Here is an 18,659-nt window from a genome sequence, read left to right as displayed (position 1 = left end):
TGCTGGACTCTAGGCTATTCGTCACGCAAATTTAAATTCCAATTTTTTATACAGAGCATGCAGCTGATGAATGATCTGCGCCGCATCGACCTTAACCTGTTGGTGGTCCTTGACGCCTTGCTCAGTGAGCAACACGTCACCCGCGCCGCCGAGCGTTTGCACCTCAGCCAGCCGGCAGTGAGCCACGCGCTGGCGCGCTTGCGCGATTTATTGGGTGACCCGTTGCTGGTACGCCAGGGCGGCATGTTAGTGCCCACGGCCCGCGCCCTGGAGTTGGCGGCGCCATTGGCTGAAGCCCTGGCCCAGGTGCAGGCGCTGCTGGCGCCGAATCGCTTTGACCCGGCATCGGCCAAGCGCCGGTTTCGCGTGGCGATGTCGGACTACAGTGCGGCGATTTTCCTGCCGGGTCTGGTCCGCGTCCTGCGGCGTGAAGCGCCCGGTATCGACCTGCAAATCATCCAGGCCAGCCGCGAAGGCATGGTGGAGGGCGTGCTCAATGGTGAAATCGACCTGGCTGCCGGTGTCTTCCCCGACATGCCCGCCGAGCTGCGCACCGCGCCGTTGTTCGAAGAGCATTACACCTGCCTGCTGGACCGCAACAGCCTGCCGCACAACGGTGCGCTCGACCTGCCCACCTACCTGTCGCGCCCCCACGTACTGCTGGAAATGCGCGGCAGCGGCGCGCCGGAAATCGAACGGTCGCTGACGGCGATTCGTGAACGACGGCACGTGGCGATCAGCCTGCCGCACTGGGGCGTGGCGCCGCAATTGATTGAGGGCACGGACTTGATTCTCACCGTATCGTCGCGAGGCTTGCTGAATATTGATCACCCGCATCTGGTCGCCGTGGCGCCGCCGTTTCATATTCCGTCGTTTACCTTTGAACTGGCGTGGCATGCGCGACGAGGCGGGGATTCGGGGTTGCAGTGGTTGATTGGGCGAGTGCAGGGAGGGTTACAGGGCTGAATGGTTGCTACCAGGATGTCGGTGGCTGGCGACGTGTATGAAAAATTCGCATCACTTGTAATCGTCCATCTCGAATCCGGTAGGGAACGATGTAAGGCCATCGAGGCACTACCCACTCCCGCGTTCCTGGCACTCGACCTTCCTTTCCCACTGCAGGAAATTCAGCGACATGTCCTAGCCCAACCATGATGGCCTGGACGAACTCATGGGCGGCTTTGGGATTTTCCTGCGCAATGTACGCGGCTTCATCATCAAGGTTCTTGAGGGCTGTCCTCAGCCACTCAACCTGCATTGGTGCGCCATTTATCGGCGACGGCTTTTACTTCCGCAGCCGTTGCGAACTCGCCTGCGTCTGCTTCTTTCAATGCTTTTTGAATTTCTTCGATTTGCCACGCTTCGCGCGTCAAATATTCGCGTAATGCATCGACTGCGAGAAAGGATTTGCTGCGCCCGGTCGCCTTGGCGAGACTGGCAAGCGTGGCGGCGATGTCTTCGGGTATGCGTAGGGACATAACAGACATGGGGTGCCTCGATGTAGTGATATGTAGTGCAACATACTACATTGTCATCTCTTCACGATTTACCCCCGTTCGTCAGGGGGGGGCCGATAAGGAAAATGCTCATGCTCTCAGGCCTCAATCACTTGACCCTGTCGGTCACCGATTTGCAGCGCAGCGTCGGGTTTTACCATGAGTTGTTGCAACTCAAGCTCGAGGCTACTTGGGACTCCGGCGCCTATTTGTCATTGCCGGGCCTATGGCTATGCCTGTCGCTGGATCCGCTGCGCGAGTCGAAGCCAGGGGCCGATTACACCCACTATGCGTTTACAGTCGCAACGAGTGAGTTCGCTGCGCTGGTCTCGCGTCTGCGCGCCGCCAAGGTGCAAGAGTGGCGCGACAATCGCAGCGAAGGTGCCTCGTTCTATTTCCTCGATCTCGACGGCCATAAGCTCGAAGCCCATGTCGGCGACCTGGCTTCGCGTCTGTTGGCTTGCCGCGACAATCCCTATGCGGGAATGAGGTTTTACCCATAGCGCAGGAACGTGCAGAATCCGTCCACCTTCCTACGTTTTGTCAGAGTCGCGCCCATGACCCCCTCCTTGCTGCTCGCCGTCCTCGCTTCGGGTTTTATCTACGGTATTACGCCTGGCCCCGGCGTATTGGCGGTGTTTGGCATCGGCGCCGCCCGGGGGCGTCGTGCCGGGGCGGGGTTTCTGTGCGGGCACTTGCTCGGCGATGTGCTGTGGTGCAGTACGGCGCTGATCGCGATTGTGGGCGCGCGGGAAGTCGGCAGCAGCGCGTTCGATGTGCTCGGCGTGCTCAGTGGGCTGTACCTGTTCTGGCTCGGCTGGCGCGCGATTCGTACCCAGCGTCGCAGCAGTGAAGCCCCCCAGGGCGCGGCGCGGCATCCGTTCTGGCACGGCATCCTGTTCGGCTTGACCAACCCCAAGGCGTATCCGGTGGCCGTGGCGACATTTACTGCATTGCTGTCCAGCCGCGCCGAATTGCTGACCTGGTCGATGCTGCCGGCGTTGATCTTCCTGAGCTTCGTCGGTGGCCTGTTGGCCTACGCGATCCTGATCGGCGTGGTCGGTGCCCAGCGGGTGCGCACCGTGTATCAGCGCCATGAAATCCTCATCACCAGGCTCTGCGGCGTGATGTTTATCGGCTTCGCCATCAATGCCCTGGCCCATGCGCTGCCAGGCCTGTTCGGCAGCAAACCCGCCTGACGGGCCACGACCGTTCGTCGCACGGGTAAGTTTTTTCTAAACCTTTGCCGCCCGGAAAATTCGAATTCAGGGCGAGGTGTCTTTCCCCGCACCTATTTTTGCCCTGGAGGAACCCATCATGAGCCGCATGGCTATCCGGTTACGCACCGCCAGTTTCGCGATGCTGCTGGGCCTCGGCGCCAGCAATGCTTTCGCCCAGTCGCCTGCTGAATTCATCGAGCAGGCTTCGGCCAAAGGCATGGCCGATATCGAAACCAGTCGCATGGCCCACGCCAAGACCTCGTCCCAGGAAATCAAGGACTACACCATCGAGGTGATCAACGAGCGCACCCTGGCCAACCAGCATTTGGCGGCGATCGCCAAGAAGCTCGACCTGCCAGTGGCCCCACGGGAGAAGATCGTCGACAAGGCCGAAACCCTGATGCCCGAACTCAAGGACGGCGACTCCTTCGACGCGGCCTACACCGCGCAGCAAGTGAAGGAAAACGAAGACGCCATTGCCCTGTTCAAGCGCGAAGGGGCGGCCTCGGACGTGCCGGAAATCAAGGCACTGGTGGATGAGACGCTGCCCAAGCTGGAAGAACGTCTGCAAAAGGCCCGAGCCCTGGCCTCGACCTACGGTAAGGGCCATCAAGGCGACGGTTGAGCCCTTCGCTTGATATGAAAAACGGCGGTTGGATCATGTCCAACCGCCGTTTTTTTACGCCTGGTTCAGGTCGGTTTTGTTCGGGGCCGCGTCATCGGCCGCGTGGCCGCAACTGCTGTTCAGGCTTACGGTGCCGGTGTTGCCGATGCTGCGGTATTCCTGGCGCAGTTTTTCCAGCTCCTTGCGGTCCAGGCCATCCAGGCTCAGCACGGCGTTCTGCGCATCCTTGGAGACCCGCAGCAGTTCATCGATCTTGATGTGCAGGATGTCGTTATCGCGGTTTTGCGTGTTCTGGATCAGGAACACCATCAGGAAGGTGATGATGGTGGTCGAAGTGTTGATGATCAACTGCCAGGTGTCGTTGTAGTGGAAGTACGGACCGCTCAAGCTCCACAGGAAAATCAACGCGACCGCCGCATAGAACGTCCGGGCACTGCCTGCCCAACGGGACAGGGATTGTGAGACTGCAGAGAATTTCATGACCGTTTTCCTTAAAGGTGAGTGATGAAAATACTGACCACAGGCACGCTCTGAAATTTCTTTTTACAACTTAGGGTGTGAACAACATTGTGCGTTTTCTGCAGGGTTCTTAGGAGTGAGCCTACGGCGCTCTGCAGCGATAGGCGCAAGACTGGGTTTTTATGCGGAAATTCCCATGCACGCTGATACCGCCTGCGACCTGCCTACGCTTTATCACCAGACCGAAGATCATTATTTCGCCGCGACGTGCTCGCAGCATCGCCACTACAACGCTTGTATCAACGCTTACTTTACCGGCGAATATTTCGACCCGTGGAACCTGCTGTTTATCCGAGTCGGCAGTGCCCCGATGGGGGGGGCTATGGCAGCGCCCCTGGACTTGCTTCGTCGTATCTTTCTGGATACGCGCGTCGTGATTCATGAGGAAAAGGTCGGTGCGGTAGCCGAGGCCCTCATCGGGCTGGGTTTTCAGCCTGCCGAAAAGACCACTGCGATGGTCCTCGATCTGTCGGGCTTTGTTTCATCTACGGATGACCGCTCGGTGCAGATCAGCTTGACTCGGAACCTGGCCCACTGGGCAGTTCCCCTTGGCAATGCGTTTTCGATGGCGCCCGAGGGTGTTGCACGTTATCAAGCCCGGCACCAGCGGGCTCTTGAAGCGGGCCAATCGCTTCACCACTTCATCCTTTCCACCGAGGGGCAGGTGAGGTGTTCGTTGACTTTATCCATGTGGAATGGAGAGGCACGGCTTAGCGATTTCGGCACGCTCGTGGATTTTCGCGCAAGAGGTTATGGCACACGATTGCTTCAAGCCGCCCTGCTTCACGCTGCAAGCCTGGGGGCCCGGCGCTGTTTTCTTGAAGCGACGATGGAGGGGATCTCGCTGTATCGCAAGCTGGGTTTCGAAGGCTTATTCGATTACCAGGCTTTTACTCGGGGGCCGGTTGCAATCGCCTGATCAGAAGCTCATTTTCACCTGGCTGCGGTCCTCAAGCGTCAACAGATACTGCTTGGCGTCGAGTCCTCCGGCAAACCCGGTCAAGGTGCCCGAGGCACCAATCACTCGATGGCACGGCGCAATGATCGAGATAGGATTGCGCCCATTGGCAGCGCCCACGGCACGTACGGCTTTCGGGTTGCCGATCTGCCGGGCGATCTGGCTGTAGCTGCGGGTTTCGCCAAAAGGAATAGTCAGCAGCGCCTGCCAGACCTGCTTCTGAAAGGCGGTACCGGTGAAATCCAGTTCCAGGTCGAATGTGTGGCGAGTCCCCGCAAAGTACTCCTTCAACTGGCGCTCGGTTTCCAACAGCACCGGGCTGTCGTTGGCTTCGTGCAATTGACCCAGGCGCACACGGTTGGCGCGCTCGACTTCCCACAGGATGGCACTGAGCTTGCCATCGCGCGCCACCAGGGTGAGCTCACCGACAGGGGAAGGCATGAGCTTGTATTCGTAAGGCATGAGCAGGCTCCTCGAGGGGCAGTTGTTAAACGCTACAGGCCTACGGTATTGCCATCCGCCGGACTGAACACTACGTTTCTTGCGGTGGAATTCTCACTGGCCCTGGACATTCCAGTAAACCCAGTTGGAATAGTACGGGTACCAGTAGAACCAGGAAATCCTGTAGAGCCCCATGATGACTGAGGCCTCCCCGATGGCGACCAGGGAAATCAGATTGAACAGCGTGACGATTGCCGCGAATACGGTGACGCCTCGGCTGGCATGGCGCCTGGCAAACACTACGCCGTAGACGGATGCGGCGATGGATCCGAGCGCCAGCCCCAGCCCCAAGGGATACGGAAGCCGCACCAGCGCGACCAGCAGTGGCAACACCAGCACCCAGCCGAGCACTTGGCGCAGTACAGGTGTGGATGTGGGTTGTTTGGGTTCAATCATGGCAATAACCCTGGGGCCGCAAGCTCAATGAAGCGACATCATCACGCTATGGATCCGGTGCCGCATTCAGACTTTGCTCCCGTTGCAGCTACCGATCCTGTTGCAGCACCTTGAGCGCCGCCGACGCGAGGAAGCCGGAGCGGCTTTTTTCCTCCGGGTGGTGCAGTACATATTCATCGATGCGGTTGAGCAGGTAGCCCGGCAATGTGATGTTGAGTTTTTGCGCCTTGCCCAGGTACTTGGTGACATCGATGTCTACAACCGCCCAAGTGCAGCCGGCGTACTGAGGGTTGGCGGCATGCACTGTGACCTTCTGGGCGCTCGGGATCGGCGCGCCGTCTTCCGCGAGGATTTCGAAGTGCCCTTCGATGGCTTCACGCGCCATGGCCATGGCGTCGTCCAGGTCGTCACCGGCAGAGTAACAACCGGGAATATCCGGGACTTCCACGCCCCAGGCGTGATCGTGGTCACCGGTTGAAATTGCGATGGGGTACAGCATGTTCGTTGTTCTCCAGGGACGATTAACTCAACAGAGCTTGTTTCAAAATGCTCTTGGCGGTCTTGTCCAACAGGTCTTTCTTTGGATGGGGGATCGTCACCAAGCCAGGCTTCGTCGGGTGCTTGAAGTGGTGATGACTGCCTCTGATGCGCACCAGGTACCAGCCGTCTGCGACGATGTGACCTATCAAGTATCGGCTATCCACAGCACCTCCTTGTGGTGTGTGTTGGTGGTGACTATAACCACTGAAAATAAATTATCAACACTCTACCTACCAGTCTTCGATGACCGGCATTTCGGCAGATGCAGTGTAAGAGCGAGTGGGATCGGCGCAGCGGGGAGATATTGCGAGGTTTTTCGGGTCATTGCCGGATGTGTAATGCCTCTTCGATAACGGCAAGAAACGCGTCAATCAACACACTTTGTCTTTCGGTCGGCGTCAACACCAACAACTGCGCACACGCATCCGCCTCCACCAAAGGCCGATAAGTCACGCCCTTGTTCATCAAACTCCGGGTGCAGGCCGGCACCAGCGCCACCCCTTGCCCGGCGGCCACCAGTGCAATGATCGAAGTGATCTGCCGTCCGGTCGGTCCGGCATGCAGGGGCACACCATGGTGGCGGTAAAGCTGCTCGATGGACTGGTTCAGCCCCGAGCCGTAATCGGCTGGAAACAGAATCAAAGGATAGGCACTGAGCTGCGCCAGGCTGATCTCGGCCTGGCTGGCCAACGGGCTGTCACTCGACACCGCTGCCACCAAGCGTTCCTCGCCCAACGACAGCGCTTGCACTGCGTCGTTTTGTGGCAACAGCCGGCTCAACCCAATATCCAGCCGTCCATCGGCCACTTGCGCACCGAGACTGCCGGAGGCGCATTCCACCAGGGTCAGTTGCACATCGGGAAAGCGTTGGGCGAAGGCCTGGATCGATTGGCTGAACAGGTCCGACAGGGCAATCGAGCTGACGTAGCCCAAGGCCAGTTGACCCGCTGTCCCTGCTGCCAACTTCCCGGCAATCACCTGAGCCAACTCCACCTGTTCCAACACGCCACGTGCATAGGGCAAGAACGAGCGTCCCTGTGCGGTGAGGGTCACGGTGCGGCTGGTGCGATCGAACAGCTTGAAACCCAACTCTGCCTCCAGCGCTGAAATATGCCGGGTCAAAGGCGGCTGGGCGAGGTGCAGGCGCAGGGCCGCGCGACCGAAGTGCAATTCTTCGGCGACGGTCAGAAAGTAACGCAGCTTGCGTAGGTCGAGCATCCTGATCCTTGGGTATCAATCGGTCGGAATTCGGTATTGGTTCAAGACCTGCCGGCCATTCTATAAAGACCTTTCAAAATAAAACGAGAGGTTTCATGAAACTGCGCCTGCATTGTGCCCGCCTTGCCCTGTTCCTGTGTGGCTGCGCGGCGTTTCTCAACCTCTATGCGACCCAAAGCATCCTCCAGACGTTCGCCGCGCACTTTCATATCAGTGCCAAGGAGGCGGGCTGGAGCATCACCGTCACCACCCTGGCGGTGGCGATCACGGCACCTTTCGTCAGTCGCCTGACCGGACGTTTTGCACAACGCACGGTGATCTCGGTGGCCGCTGTGCTGCTGGCGGTGCCGGCATTGATGACCGCTTATGCCGACAGCTTTGCCGAAGTGCTGGTGTGGCGCTTTGTCGAGGGCATGCTGATCCCGGTGCTGTTCGCCACCAGTGTGGCCTACATCGGCGACCGCTGGAGCGGCGGCACGGTCACGGAGGTGACGAGTCTCTACGTCGCGGGCACCGTGTTGGGCGGGTTCGCCGGGCGCTTCGTCACCGGAGTCATGACCGAGTATGTGGGCTGGCGTGAGGCCTTTGAAGTGCTCGCGGTGTTGAGCTTGATGGTCGGCGGATTCATCCAGTTTCTGTTGCCGGCCAACCGCCCGCGGACCGTGCAGGTTAAAGCCTCCTCGTCAGGTGTATTTCGCAGGCCGCTGTTGGCGGCATACGCCGTAGGTTTCTGCGTGTTGTTTTCGCAAGTCGCGGCGTTTACCTACGCAGGTTTGTACTTGGGCCTGCCGCCGTTCAACCTTGGGCCTGCAGCGTTGGGGACGCTCTATATGGTGTTCCTGTTGGCGTTGATCGTGATCCCCATCGCTGGACGCCTCAGCAAAGCCCGGCCCCATGCCCAACTGCTGGGTGTCGCCGCCGTGCTGGGCGTCAGTGGTTCGGCGTTGACCCTGATGCCCTCCCTCTGGTGCATCGTAGTCGGCCTGGCGTTCAGTTCCACCGGTGTGTTCCTCGCCCAGGCGGCCGCCAATGGGTTTATCACCGCTACCGCGGGCGATAACAAGACGGGTGCTGTCGGGGTGTATCTCACCTGTTATTACCTGGGCGGCAGTGGCGGCGCCATTGTCCCGGCGCTGATCTGGGAGCGCTGGGGCTGGGTCGGGTGCGTGGTGCTGATCATCGGTTTCCAGCTGCTGACCTTGTTGATCGCCTTGACCGGCTGGAAGCCCCTTAAACCTGAGCTGATTCCTGCACCATGAACGACACCGTCGCTGTGCCTTCGCCCGAATCATCGACGCGCCGTCGCGCCTTGTTCGCCGGTTGCAGCGCCCATGCCGTGCATGATGGGCTCACTGATGTGATCTACGTTTTGCTGCCTGTCTGGCAGGCTCAGTTCGGCTTGTCCTACGCCCAGATCGGCCTTCTGCGGGGTGCCTATTCCGGGATGATGGCCGTGTTCCAATTACTGGCCAGCCGCGCCGCCAGACGCTGGGGCCGCACACCGATGCTGGTGGGCGGCACGGCGCTGGCGGGTGTTGCCTACCTGCTGGTGGGCCAGGCGACAGGGCTGAGCGTGTTGCTGGTGGCGCTGCTGCTCGGCGGCCTGGGCGCCAGCACCCAGCACCCATTGGCCTCGTCGATGATCACCGACGCTTACGAGGACGGCGGTGGGATCAAGCAGGCGCTGTCCCAGTACAACTTCTCCGGCGATATCGGCAAAACCCTGATTCCTGGTCTGGTCGGGCTGCTGCTCACCGTCATCAGTTGGCGGGCCAGTGCCACGTTGCTGGGCCTGCTTGGCCTGGCGGCGGCGGGGCTGTTGTGGTGGCTGATTCCTGCTCAAGCATCCGAATCCACCGCCACAAAAAAAGCCGAGTTCCTCAGGGGTAGCGGCTCCGCCACGGGCCTGCGCGCGCTGATCCTCACCGGCACCCTCGACAGCGCCGTGCGCATGGGATTTCTTACTTTCCTGCCGTTCCTGCTGCAAGCCAAAGGCGCCGGTACTGCTGGCATCGGCCTCGCCCTGACCTTGCTGTTCATCGGTGGTGCCTTCGGCAAATTGTTCTGCGGCTACCTCGGCGCACGCATCGGCATGATGAAGACCGTGTGGATCACGGAAACCAGCACTGCAGTGCTGATCGTCGCGGCGGTGTACCTGCCGCTCAGCGGGTTGATGGTGATGCTGCCGCTGTTGGGGCTGGTACTGAATGGCACCTCCTCGGTGCTGTACGGCGCCGTGCCCGACCTTGCCGGCGCGGGCAAGCGCGAGCAGGCGTTTGCGCTGTTCTACACCGGCACGATTGGCGGTGGCGCGTTGGCGCCGGTGGTGTTTGGTGCAGTGGGGGATGTGCTGGGCGTGCCGGTGGCGGTGATGGTGTTGGCGGGGATGTTGGGTGTGACGTTGCCGTTGGCGTGGGTGGTGCAGAGGAGTGGGGTTGAGGCTTAAAAGGCTCACTCTCGGGTACTTGGAATTTTTTGCTTAAATGCCACGGAGTCGAACGGCTGAGGTTCTCGACTGGACTCAACCATCATCAGTTCTGCCCGAATTTTCTCACGGGCTTTGGCCGCAAAATCGACAGCCCTTAGGAACTCTGATTTATCACCCTCTGCAATAACCTGAGAAAGGTATTCGTGGATGGCTTCCTGGCTGTCGAGCAGGTCAACAATATCGAAAGCGGTCAATGGCTGAGTCATGATCAAACCTGCGTATGCATTTCTGGTGGGGTGGGGCCATGGACAATGATGTGAGTGGCAGGTTGAATTCAAACGTTCTTCAACGGCTATTTGTTGCCAAAGGCTTCGATTTCTTCACGCTTCGAGCATGAGTCTGAACCTTGCGGCATTGCCTACACAACGATCAGACTCGTCCGAGTTGTGCGCCTTGGGCGACCTCTTTAAGGTTCGTCAGCCGCTGCCCATCAGCGGTCGGGTTTAGTAGCCCGATATAGTTCTTGGCGTGTAGCTGTTCGTTGAGTTAGGCACTTTAGTGCCTGTGCTTGACGGTAGCTGTATGCAGGGCGCTTTAGAGCGCGCCGGTTCTAAGAACTTCCCGGTCTACTAACCTGCGTACAGCTGCCACCCTTACCCTGTGGGTGGTGGTCCTTACCGAGGATCAACAGATGTGTACTGACTCATGCAATCCATCCGTAAAACTGTTCAGCGTCCGTCCCGAAATCGACACTCGAGCGCTGCTCGCCAACGCCTACGAAACCATCGCCGGTGCCGGTGCCATGACCCACGAGTTCGTCGAAAGCCTGCCCTCTCAACAGCGCTACCTGGCCCTGGCCATTCAGCAAATGATTGAACTGGGCCTGCTGCTGGTCGAGGCTGTTCAGGACCGCGTGGACCGAGCCGCATAGGTCACCCGTACGGTGTAAACGGCTTGCCTTCCCAGGCCGCCCATACCACGGGGGAGGGGAGCCAGGATTTACAGTGTCGCCGCCAGCGAAAACGGAATGCGCAACGCACCGATAGGCCCTTCACGCGTACCGCACATTTCATCGTGAATGCAGTGTTGCACCAGTACGCAAGGAAACGGCGGAACCCGCTGCAACAGGTCGCGTAAATGCGTGGTGGACCCGATGCGCATCGGCCTGCCGTGATCGTCCAGTAACGTCGCCTCGACGTGCTCCAGCCTGACGCGAGCGATATAGAAACCGCCCTCCAGGGACAGCAACTCCAGCTCACGTATTTCGCCTTTCCCGGCCAGATCGGCCAGCATTTGCATATTCATGATTGACCCTCGCTAGGGACTCATTGGCGACGAAAGAACAGCGTGACCTGACCCCACTCGACACCGAACTTGGACATGCTCGAGCGGTTGATCAAGGTGTCCTCGTCCATCAGGTACATCCAATCGTCAAAGCTGACTTCGTACACCGAGCCATCCACCGGCAGATTGAGCCGGTAGCGCCAACGCAGCGCATTACCCGCCACTTCGCCGATCGCCTCGCCCACCACATCCCCGGCTCGTCCGCGCCAGCGCCCTGGGCCGTCCGGCGTCAGTGTCCACACCCGTTGCTGACGCGTGCCATCGCTGTACAAGAAACGCTCATCCAGAATCAACGCGTCGCCCTCGCGCCGGCTGGCGATATCGACCTCAAAGCGCTTGGCCACTTCCCCCGAACGCTTCTGGAAGATGCCCCAGGCTTTCACGGGTTTACTGAAGAAGCGCTCCAGGTCCAGTTTCGGTTGCTGGTCGGCGTAGTGGTCGACCTCAACGTTGCTGCAACTGGCCAAGCTCACGACCAGCAACAGTGAAAACAGTAGACGTGTCATGGCTTGGCTCTTCGAAGGTGCGGGGCGAAGTGCCGCCGCTCGAAGCATGATACTTGTACAATAAATAAAATTTGTACAGGTTTGTGCGCACTCTATTTTTGAATCTCAAATCCCACCCATAAAAAAACCGGCCACCAAGGACCGGTTTTTTTATGCATCCCCGCCAAAACCCTGCCGGCGTGGAATCTATGTCTGAGTGGAGCGGGTGAAGGGAATCGAACCCTCGTTATCAGCTTGGGAAGCTGGAGTAATGCCATTATACGACACCCGCTCAGAGCGGCTGACTTTGTACCAGATGTGCGCCGGGATTTGAAGTTTTTCTTCGGAATTTGTGCAGCTTGCCGTGGCGAGCAGGTCCGTTCGCCACGGCAAGCCTTCATTTCAGATGGCGAATGCATGCTGCGTCTGGCCCTGGTGATAACGCAATCGGCTGGCCTGCCGTTCCGGTTTCAAAAAGCCCACCACCGCGTCCCGGCTGTCCCGGCAGGCGGCCTTGTGCTCCATATCCAGGAAATGCCCCGTCGCCTGGATGGTGCTGAAGCTGCTCTTCGTCACGTACTGCCCGAACTGCCTGGCGTCTTCGGCGCTGGTGTATTCGTCCCATTCGCCGTTCAGAAACAGCACCGGCACATCGATCTGCCGCGCGGCCTTGAGGTAGCACAGGCGGTCGTTGTGCAGTACCTGGCTGATGTGAAAATGCATCTGCCCGTATTCGTGCTCGGCCAGGCTGCTCACATGCTTGTAGTTGAAACGCTTGAACAGCGACGGCAGGTGTTTGCCGATGGTGCTGTTGATCAAGTGCCCGACGCGGTCGCGGTCGAGGTTGCCGAGGTAGTCGACGCCACGCTCGAGGTAGTCGCGCATTGGGGCGTTGATCACCGGCGAGAACGAGCTGATCACCGCCTTTTCCACACGCCGTGGCCGCTGGGCGAGGGCCACCAGGGTGGCGGCGCCGCCCCAGGAGAAGGACAGCACGTGCTCGGCGGCGAAGTGGTCGATCAGCTCCAGGAGGATCTGGCCTTCGACTTCCTTCGTCAGCATTTGCTCATGACGGTTATGGATTTTGGAGCGACCGGCGTAGGGCTGGTCGTACAAAACCACATTGAATTGCGGGTACAGGCTTTTCACGGTTTGGGCGAAGGAGGCCGTGGTGGCCAGCGAGCCGTTGACCAGGATGATGGTCTTTTCAGCAGCATCCGCGCGGTAGAACTCCGTGTAAACCCGATACTGACCCTGTATATCCAACACAGCGATTTCTGGCCTCATGTCGTAAGACTCCTGGCAAGCGGGTAGGGCGCGCAGATCACTCTGCACGAGCTTTGTGACAGGTAGGCATACGCCTGGAAGATGAGAGCCCATGTCGGTCCGATGACGGCTGGCCGACGGCTGTTGTTAGGGCGGGCTGTTTGCCGGGGAGGCCCGTGGATCAAGCGCGGGCGGGGCAAGGTGTTTCTTGGAGGTTATAGGCGACTCGTCAGTCATAATTTGGCTGACGGTTTGATTCAAGCAGTAGACCGGGGATGCCGCAAGTCACACAAATGGGTTTTTGCCATCACCGGCCGAACGGTCGTCAGACCTTCCGGATTTCTTCCTCGGACAGCGCCCGGTACTTGCCGGGCGCCAGGGCCGCATCCAAGCCCAATGGGCCCATTCGCTCACGGTGCAGGCCGATCACTTTGTTGTTGAAGTGCCCGAACATGCGCTTCACCTGGTGATAGCGGCCTTCGGTGATGCTCAGTCGTGCCAGGCGTGGCCCCAGCAGCTCCAGCTCGGCCGGTTGCGTGGTCAGGTCTTCAAAGGCGAAATAAAGGCCCGCTGCAAAGGTTGCCGCGTATTCGGGGCCGATGTCCTGCTCCGTCTCTACCCGATAGACCTTGGGCAACTTGGTCTGCGGTTGCGTGAGGCGCCGCGACCACTGGCCGTCGTTGGTGATCAGCATCAGGCCGGTGGTGTTGAAATCCAGGCGGCCGGCGATATGCAGCTCGCCTTTGTCCGGCTCATCCAGCAGGTCCAGGACGGTCGGGTGTTGCGGGTCCGAGGTCGCGCTGACGCAGCCCTGGGGTTTGTGCAGCATGAAGTAGCGCGCCGCTTTACCCACCTGCAGCACGTCATCGTCCACGCACACGCGGCTGAATTCGCGCACTTCATGATGTGGGTCGCTGACAGCCACGCCATCCACCGTCACCCGCCGCTCCACCAGCAACACGCGCACTTGCTGGCGATTGAAACGCGGCAGGTTGCTGAGGAAACGGTCAACGCGCATTGCGAAGCTGCTCATCCACCTGAGCACAGCGCGGGCACAGGCAGGCTGTGTTGCGCAATGCATCGGGCAGCGCTTCAAGCACCGCCGGGTTGATGGTGACGCTGTAGCACCAGCACGGCTGGTCGGCGGTGCGTGGGTCGGCCAGGGTGCAATCGTTGCGGGCACCGCAGGCGGGGCAAAGGGTTGGCGTGGTCATGGTCGCTGGGGCAGGGTCTCGGAAGTCCCTGCACGATACAGCGCCGGTCAGTCCCGTTCCAGCACCACGACCCGTTGGCCGGCGCCAATGCCGCTGCCCGGCTGCACCGGGATTTCCCGCACCACCCCGGCAAAGGGCGCCAGCACCGGGATCTCCATTTTCATCGACTCCAGAATCACCAGCACATCCCCGGCGGCAACACGTGCACCCACGGCCACCGGCACCTGCCAGAGGTTGCCGGCGATAGGGCTGTCGATGCTGTATTCATTGGCCTTGAGCAGCGTGTCTTGCGCCGCTGGCGCCGCGAGCTCTTCGCTGTCGAAATGCGCCTGGCCGCTGGCGATCCAGCGTTCGCGCTCGGCATTGAAGGCCTGTTGCTGTTGTTCACGAAAAGCACTGATCCCCGAGGCTTCCCGCGCAAGAAATGCCTGGTAATCCGCCAGGTTCAGGGTGCTCTCCTCGATATCCAGCTCGAAGCGTCCCAGGGGGAAATCCCGACGAATCCGTACCAGCTCATCCGCGCTCACGGGATAGAACCGAATCTGATCGAAGAAGCGCAGCAGCCACGGCTTGCCGTCAAACGCCGCCACTTCGCGATAGCGGTTCCACATCTGCAAGGTGCGCCCGACAAACTGATAACCGCCGGGCCCTTCCATGCCGTACACGCACAAATACGCGCCGCCGATGCCCACCGAATTTTCGGCGGTCCAGGTGCGGGCCGGGTTGTATTTGGTGGTCACCAGGCGATGACGCGGGTCCAGCGGCGTGGCCACCGGCGCGCCGAGGTAGACGTCGCCCAGGCCCATCACCAGGTAGCTGGCGTCGAACACGGTGTGGCGCACCTCATCGAGGTTGGCCAGGTCGTTGATGCGACGGATGAACTCCAGGTTGCTCGGGCACCACGGGGCGTCCTTGCGCACGGTGGTCATGTATTTTTCGATGGCCAGCTGGCACGCCGGGTCGTCCCAGGACAGCGGCAGGTGCACGATGCGCGAGGGCACTTGCAGGTTTTGCCGGGTGCACACGGCGGTCCACTCGTGGCTGATCAGTGCCAGCAGGTCGGCCAGGGGCAGTTGTTCGGGCTGGTAGTGGATCTGCAGCGAGCGGATCCCGGGCGTCAGGTCGATCACGCCCTTCAATGCTCGGGTTTCCAGGGCCTGCATCAGGGCATGGGCGCGAAAGCGCAGCACCAGGTCCAGCTCGGGCGCGCCGATTTCCAGCAGCAGGTGGGTGTCGCCGGCGAGGCGGGCGACCAGGCGGGTGTCGGCGTGGCCGATGTCCAGGATGATGGGGGATGCCAATTGCTCGATGCGGGCGGCTGACCGAGTTGGTCCCATCGCGAGCAAGCTCTGCTCCCACAGGATTTCGGCATTCTTTTGATCCCAGTTCAGGGCAAGGTCGCGGGCGGTCTTGAGGTCCACCGGTTCAAAGCGAACCTTGTCACCGGCCTTGAGCTGGCCGAGTTGCCAAAGGTCCGCCTCGATCACCGTCACCGGGCACACGAAACCGCCCAGGCTCGGCCCGTCCGGTCCCAGGATCACCGGCATGTCACCGGTGAAATCCACCGCGCCGATGGCATAGGGGTTGTCATGGATGTTCGATGGATGCAGCCCCGCTTCACCGCCATCGGTACGCGCCCACAATGGCTTGGGCCCGATCAGCCGAACACCGGTGCGGCTGGAGTTGAAATGCACTTCCCACTGCGTGGCGAAGAACGTGTCGATGTACGCCGGCAGGAAGTATTCCGGTGCGCCGTGGGGGCCGTAAATCACCCGCAGTGTGCGGACCTCCGGCAGCGGTTCAGCGACTGATTGTTGCCCGGCGTTCCGGTCTTCCAACGGCAACAGATGCAATACATCGCCCGCCCGCAAGGCGCGCCCGCCATGCCCGCCAAACTGGCCGAGGGTGAAGGTGCTTTTGCTGCCCAGGTAGTCCGGCACTTGCAGCCCGCCACGCAGGCACAGGTAACTGCGCGCCCCGGCGCCGGCGAGGGTGCCCAGGCTCAGGACCGACCCGGCCTCAATCAATAGCGCGGTGTTCATCGGCACGGCTCGATCATTCAACCGCAGCGGGATTTCAGCACCGGTCACGGCGACCACCGCCGCGCAATTGAAGCGCAGCAGCGGCCCGCTCAGGGTGATTTCCAGCGCCGCTGCTCCCTCGTCGTTGCCCAGCAGGCGATTGCCCAGGCGCAGCGCGCGGCTGTCCATCGGCCCCGACGGCGGCACGCCCACGGCCCAGTAGCCGAGGCGGCCGGGATAGTCCTGCACGCTGGTTTGGGTGCCTGCGCTGATCACTTCAAACGTGGCGGCCACGTAGACCAGGTCTTCCAGGCACCGCGTCCACGGCCGGCCATTGGCAAAGGGCGGAGCCAGCAGGATTTGGCGCAGGTAATCGCGGTTGGTTTCCACGCCGTACAACCGACTGTCACTCAACGCCCGGTGCAGATCCAGGCGCGCCTGTTCGCGGGTGGGCGCCCACGTGATGAGCTTGGCGATCATCGGGTCGAAGTACGGCGGGATCTCGCAGCCGGCTTCCACCCAAGTGTCGATGCGCAGGCCCTCGGCCAGCGGGAAATCCACACGGGTCAGCAAGCCGGGGCTGGGCTGGAAATCGCGGCCCGGGTCTTCGGCATACAGGCGCGCCTGGATCGCGTGGCCCCGGGGGGTTAACTCGAGTGTGTTCAGCGGCGGCATTTCCCCGGCCGCCAGTTGCACCATCCAGCGCACCAGGTCCACGCCCCATACCTGTTCGGTGACGCCGTGTTCCACCTGCAAGCGCGTGTTCACTTCGAGGAAGTAGAAGCGCCCGTCAGCACTGTCATAGATAAATTCCACGGTGCCGGCGCTGCGGTAGTTCACGGCCTTGGCCAGGGTGATGGCGGCGGCGCACAGGGCGTCGGCCATGCCTTCGGGCAGGTTCGGCGCCGGGGTTTCTTCGAGGACTTTCTGGTTGCGCCGTTGCACCGAGCAGTCGCGCACGCCGAGGGCGATCACTTCACCGGCGCCGTCGCCGAACACCTGCACTTCCAGGTGGCGCGCGTGCTCGATGTACTTCTCGATAAACACGCCGGCATCGCTGAAATTGTTCTGCCCCAGGCGTTTGACGGCCTCGAAGGACTCGCTCAACTCCACGCTGCTGCGGCATACGCGCATGCCGATACCGCCACCGCCGGCGGTGCTTTTGAGCATCACCGGGTAGCCCACGGCGTCGGCGGCCAGCAACGCAGAGGCGAGGCTGTCGAGCAGTTCGGTGCCTTCCAGCAGCGGGATCTTGTGTTGCTTGGCCAGGGCGCGGGCGGTGTGCTTGAGGCCAAATACCCGCAGCTGTTGCGGCGTCGGCCCGACAAAGGCGATGCCGGCGTTTTCACAGGCTTCGGCAAACGCGGCGTTCTCCGACAGGAAGCCGTAGCCGGGATGGATCGCCTTGGCCCCACAGGCCTTGGCGGTGGCGAGGATTTTGTCCACCGCCAGGTACGTACTGGCCGCTGCGCCTTCACCGAGGCTGTAGGCCTCGTCGGCTTGCTGGATATGCAGGCTCGCCGCATCGGCCTCGGCGTACACGGCGATGCCCTTGACCTGCAGCTCGCGCAAGGTGCGCAGGATGCGGCAGGCGATGGCGCCACGGTTGGCGATCAACAGTTTTTCGAACATGGCAAAACCCTGCGGGCCGTCCCGCAAAGTGGGGGAGCACTGCGGTCGTCCGCAGTGCGTGCAGTCAGTGTGGATCCCACATTGGCGCGCTATTGTTTGCGGATGCACTGCCCGGCTCGGGATTGGCACAGGGCAAACAGCCAACGGCGCAGGCGCTTGAGTTTCAGTTCCATACCAGCAGCTCCGCAGGGGTGGGGTTGTAGGCGTTGCATGGGTTGTTCAACTGCGGGCAGTTGGAGATCAGCACGATCACATCCATCTCGGCGCGCAGGTCGACGTACTTGCCGGGGGCGGAAATGCCGTCTTCGAAGGTCAGCCCGCCGTCGGCCGTCACCGGCACATTCATGAAGAAATTGATGTTCGGCCCGATGTCGCCTTTGCCCAGGCGGCCGTCGTGGGCACAGGCGCGCAGGTAGTTGTCGCGGCAGCTGTGCATGTAGCGTTTTTCCAGGGCGTAGCGCACGGTGTTGCTCTCTTGGGCGCAGGCGCCGCCGAGGGTATCGTGGCGCCCGCAGGTGTCATCGACGATGGTCAGCATCGGCTGGCCGAGGTTGGAATACAGCACGCTGCCGGTGCCCAGGTACACGCTGTTCTGCCGGCGCAACGTGCGCTGCACGTCGTAGCGTTCACGCGGGTTTTTCACGCTGTAGAACAACGTGTCGACGGCCTGGTTGCCCTCCAGGTCGAGGATGCGCAGGGTCTGCCCGGCCTTGACCTCCATTAGCCACGGTTCGCCGGCGGGGATGGTTGCGCGGTACACGGCCGCGTCCGGTTGTTTCAGTGCGATAGACATGGC

24 protein-coding genes and 1 tRNA gene are annotated in these 18,659 nt (G+C 61.0%); 8 read left to right on the top strand and 17 right to left on the bottom strand.

Annotated elements, in window-relative coordinates; genetic code table 11:
- Window positions 1-57: 57 nt before the first annotated feature.
- The gene (locus V3W40_RS01220; RefSeq protein WP_330214284.1) at window positions 58-966 is read left to right on the top strand and encodes a LysR family transcriptional regulator; all 909 of its coding nucleotides are present in this window, start codon (window positions 58-60) and stop codon (window positions 964-966) included.
- 7 nt (window positions 967-973) lie between these two features.
- Here the strand turns inward: V3W40_RS01220 and V3W40_RS01215 are convergent, their stop codons facing one another.
- Window positions 974-1,258, bottom strand: a complete 285-nt coding sequence (locus tag V3W40_RS01215; RefSeq protein ID WP_074844384.1) for a type II toxin-antitoxin system RelE/ParE family toxin — start codon at window positions 1,256-1,258, stop codon at window positions 974-976.
- Complete coding sequence (locus V3W40_RS01210; protein WP_065928241.1) at window positions 1,248-1,487, bottom strand: CopG family ribbon-helix-helix protein; 240 nt, start codon at window positions 1,485-1,487, stop codon at window positions 1,248-1,250. The genes V3W40_RS01215 and V3W40_RS01210 overlap by 11 nt, the downstream gene beginning before the upstream one ends.
- Before the next feature lie 101 nt (window positions 1,488-1,588).
- Between V3W40_RS01210 and fos the strand changes: the two genes are divergently transcribed.
- The 3 genes from fos to V3W40_RS01195 all read left to right on the top strand — a co-directional run bounded on the left by fos (window position 1,589) and on the right by V3W40_RS01195 (window position 3,341).
- Window positions 1,589-1,999: a fosfomycin resistance glutathione transferase gene (gene fos / locus V3W40_RS01205; protein ID WP_330214283.1), complete on the top strand. Its 411-nt coding sequence runs from the start codon at window positions 1,589-1,591 to the stop codon at window positions 1,997-1,999.
- Between the two features lie 54 nt (window positions 2,000-2,053).
- On the top strand, window positions 2,054-2,695 hold the full coding sequence (locus tag V3W40_RS01200) for a LysE family translocator (protein ID WP_027604357.1): 642 nt from the start codon (window positions 2,054-2,056) through the stop codon (window positions 2,693-2,695).
- Window positions 2,696-2,813: 118 nt separating this feature from the next.
- Entirely contained in the window at window positions 2,814-3,341 is a 528-nt protein-coding gene (locus V3W40_RS01195; protein ID WP_027604356.1) for a DUF4142 domain-containing protein, read from the top strand.
- Between the two features lie 54 nt (window positions 3,342-3,395).
- Here the strand turns inward: V3W40_RS01195 and V3W40_RS01190 are convergent, their stop codons facing one another.
- Window positions 3,396-3,821, bottom strand: coding sequence for a low affinity iron permease family protein (locus V3W40_RS01190; RefSeq protein WP_027604355.1), 426 nt, complete (start codon window positions 3,819-3,821; stop codon window positions 3,396-3,398).
- A 175-nt stretch (window positions 3,822-3,996) separates the two neighbouring features.
- Between V3W40_RS01190 and V3W40_RS01185 the strand changes: the two genes are divergently transcribed.
- On the top strand, window positions 3,997-4,779 hold the full coding sequence (locus V3W40_RS01185; RefSeq protein ID WP_074844389.1) for a GNAT family N-acetyltransferase: 783 nt from the start codon (window positions 3,997-3,999) through the stop codon (window positions 4,777-4,779).
- Here the strand turns inward: V3W40_RS01185 and V3W40_RS01180 are convergent, their stop codons facing one another.
- The 5 genes from V3W40_RS01180 to V3W40_RS01160 form a co-directional block, all read right to left on the bottom strand.
- Complete coding sequence (locus V3W40_RS01180; RefSeq protein WP_065928237.1) at window positions 4,780-5,280, bottom strand: methylated-DNA--[protein]-cysteine S-methyltransferase; 501 nt, start codon at window positions 5,278-5,280, stop codon at window positions 4,780-4,782.
- Between the two features lie 93 nt (window positions 5,281-5,373).
- Complete coding sequence (locus V3W40_RS01175) at window positions 5,374-5,715, bottom strand: hypothetical protein (RefSeq protein WP_330214282.1); 342 nt, start codon at window positions 5,713-5,715, stop codon at window positions 5,374-5,376.
- Between the two features lie 88 nt (window positions 5,716-5,803).
- Window positions 5,804-6,214 carry a type II toxin-antitoxin system HicB family antitoxin gene (locus tag V3W40_RS01170; RefSeq protein WP_027604351.1) on the bottom strand — a complete coding sequence of 137 codons (411 nt, stop codon included), beginning with the start codon at window positions 6,212-6,214 and terminating at the stop codon, window positions 5,804-5,806.
- A 22-nt stretch (window positions 6,215-6,236) separates the two neighbouring features.
- A complete protein-coding gene (locus tag V3W40_RS01165; protein ID WP_003189411.1) occupies window positions 6,237-6,419 on the bottom strand; it encodes a type II toxin-antitoxin system HicA family toxin in 183 nt (60 codons plus the stop codon).
- A gap of 157 nt (window positions 6,420-6,576) precedes the next feature.
- Window positions 6,577-7,473, bottom strand: a complete 897-nt coding sequence (locus V3W40_RS01160; protein ID WP_330214281.1) for a LysR family transcriptional regulator — start codon at window positions 7,471-7,473, stop codon at window positions 6,577-6,579.
- A gap of 95 nt (window positions 7,474-7,568) precedes the next feature.
- Between V3W40_RS01160 and V3W40_RS01155 the strand changes: the two genes are divergently transcribed.
- Together V3W40_RS01155 and V3W40_RS01150 are read left to right on the top strand one after the other, a co-directional pair.
- Complete coding sequence (locus V3W40_RS01155) at window positions 7,569-8,732, top strand: MFS transporter (protein WP_065928234.1); 1,164 nt, start codon at window positions 7,569-7,571, stop codon at window positions 8,730-8,732.
- A complete protein-coding gene (locus tag V3W40_RS01150; protein ID WP_330214280.1) occupies window positions 8,729-9,919 on the top strand; it encodes an MFS transporter in 1,191 nt (396 codons plus the stop codon). The genes V3W40_RS01155 and V3W40_RS01150 overlap by 4 nt, the downstream gene beginning before the upstream one ends.
- Before the next feature lie 5 nt (window positions 9,920-9,924).
- Here the strand turns inward: V3W40_RS01150 and V3W40_RS01145 are convergent, their stop codons facing one another.
- Window positions 9,925-10,167 (bottom strand): helix-turn-helix domain-containing transcriptional regulator, encoded by a 243-nt coding sequence (locus V3W40_RS01145; protein ID WP_330214279.1) that lies wholly within the window; start codon window positions 10,165-10,167, stop codon window positions 9,925-9,927.
- A 425-nt stretch (window positions 10,168-10,592) separates the two neighbouring features.
- On the opposite strand from V3W40_RS01145, the gene V3W40_RS01140 reads away from it, so the two are divergent.
- Window positions 10,593-10,832: a DUF6124 family protein gene (locus tag V3W40_RS01140; protein ID WP_323146742.1), complete on the top strand. Its 240-nt coding sequence runs from the start codon at window positions 10,593-10,595 to the stop codon at window positions 10,830-10,832.
- 68 nt (window positions 10,833-10,900) lie between these two features.
- Here the strand turns inward: V3W40_RS01140 and V3W40_RS01135 are convergent, their stop codons facing one another.
- The 8 genes from V3W40_RS01135 to V3W40_RS01100 all read right to left on the bottom strand — a co-directional run bounded on the left by V3W40_RS01135 (window position 10,901) and on the right by V3W40_RS01100 (window position 18,656).
- The gene (locus V3W40_RS01135; RefSeq protein WP_330214278.1) at window positions 10,901-11,206 is read right to left on the bottom strand and encodes a DUF6482 family protein; all 306 of its coding nucleotides are present in this window, start codon (window positions 11,204-11,206) and stop codon (window positions 10,901-10,903) included.
- Between the two features lie 20 nt (window positions 11,207-11,226).
- Window positions 11,227-11,751, bottom strand: a complete 525-nt coding sequence (locus V3W40_RS01130; protein ID WP_065928232.1) for a DUF3833 domain-containing protein — start codon at window positions 11,749-11,751, stop codon at window positions 11,227-11,229.
- A 197-nt stretch (window positions 11,752-11,948) separates the two neighbouring features.
- Window positions 11,949-12,022: transfer RNA gene (locus V3W40_RS01125), tRNA-Gly, on the bottom strand.
- A gap of 110 nt (window positions 12,023-12,132) precedes the next feature.
- Window positions 12,133-13,017: an alpha/beta fold hydrolase gene (locus V3W40_RS01120; protein ID WP_027604342.1), complete on the bottom strand. Its 885-nt coding sequence runs from the start codon at window positions 13,015-13,017 to the stop codon at window positions 12,133-12,135.
- A 304-nt stretch (window positions 13,018-13,321) separates the two neighbouring features.
- On the bottom strand, window positions 13,322-14,014 hold the full coding sequence (locus V3W40_RS01115) for a 16S rRNA pseudouridine(516) synthase (protein ID WP_330214277.1): 693 nt from the start codon (window positions 14,012-14,014) through the stop codon (window positions 13,322-13,324).
- Window positions 14,004-14,210, bottom strand: coding sequence for a cysteine-rich CWC family protein (locus V3W40_RS01110; protein WP_065947354.1), 207 nt, complete (start codon window positions 14,208-14,210; stop codon window positions 14,004-14,006). The genes V3W40_RS01115 and V3W40_RS01110 overlap by 11 nt, the downstream gene beginning before the upstream one ends.
- A gap of 47 nt (window positions 14,211-14,257) precedes the next feature.
- Window positions 14,258-17,863 carry an urea carboxylase gene (uca, locus tag V3W40_RS01105; RefSeq protein ID WP_330214276.1) on the bottom strand — a complete coding sequence of 1,202 codons (3,606 nt, stop codon included), beginning with the start codon at window positions 17,861-17,863 and terminating at the stop codon, window positions 14,258-14,260.
- Between the two features lie 163 nt (window positions 17,864-18,026).
- Window positions 18,027-18,656 (bottom strand): urea amidolyase associated protein UAAP2, encoded by a 630-nt coding sequence (locus V3W40_RS01100; RefSeq protein ID WP_074844417.1) that lies wholly within the window; start codon window positions 18,654-18,656, stop codon window positions 18,027-18,029.
- Window positions 18,657-18,659 lie beyond the last annotated feature (3 nt).

Origin of the sequence: Pseudomonas sp. AM8 (assembly GCF_036346475.1) — a bacterium.
GTDB classification, from domain to species: domain Bacteria; phylum Pseudomonadota; class Gammaproteobacteria; order Pseudomonadales; family Pseudomonadaceae; genus Aquipseudomonas; species Aquipseudomonas marginalis.
The sequence above is the reverse complement of the archived record's forward strand: the minus strand, read 5'-3'. Positions and strand labels throughout refer to the sequence as shown.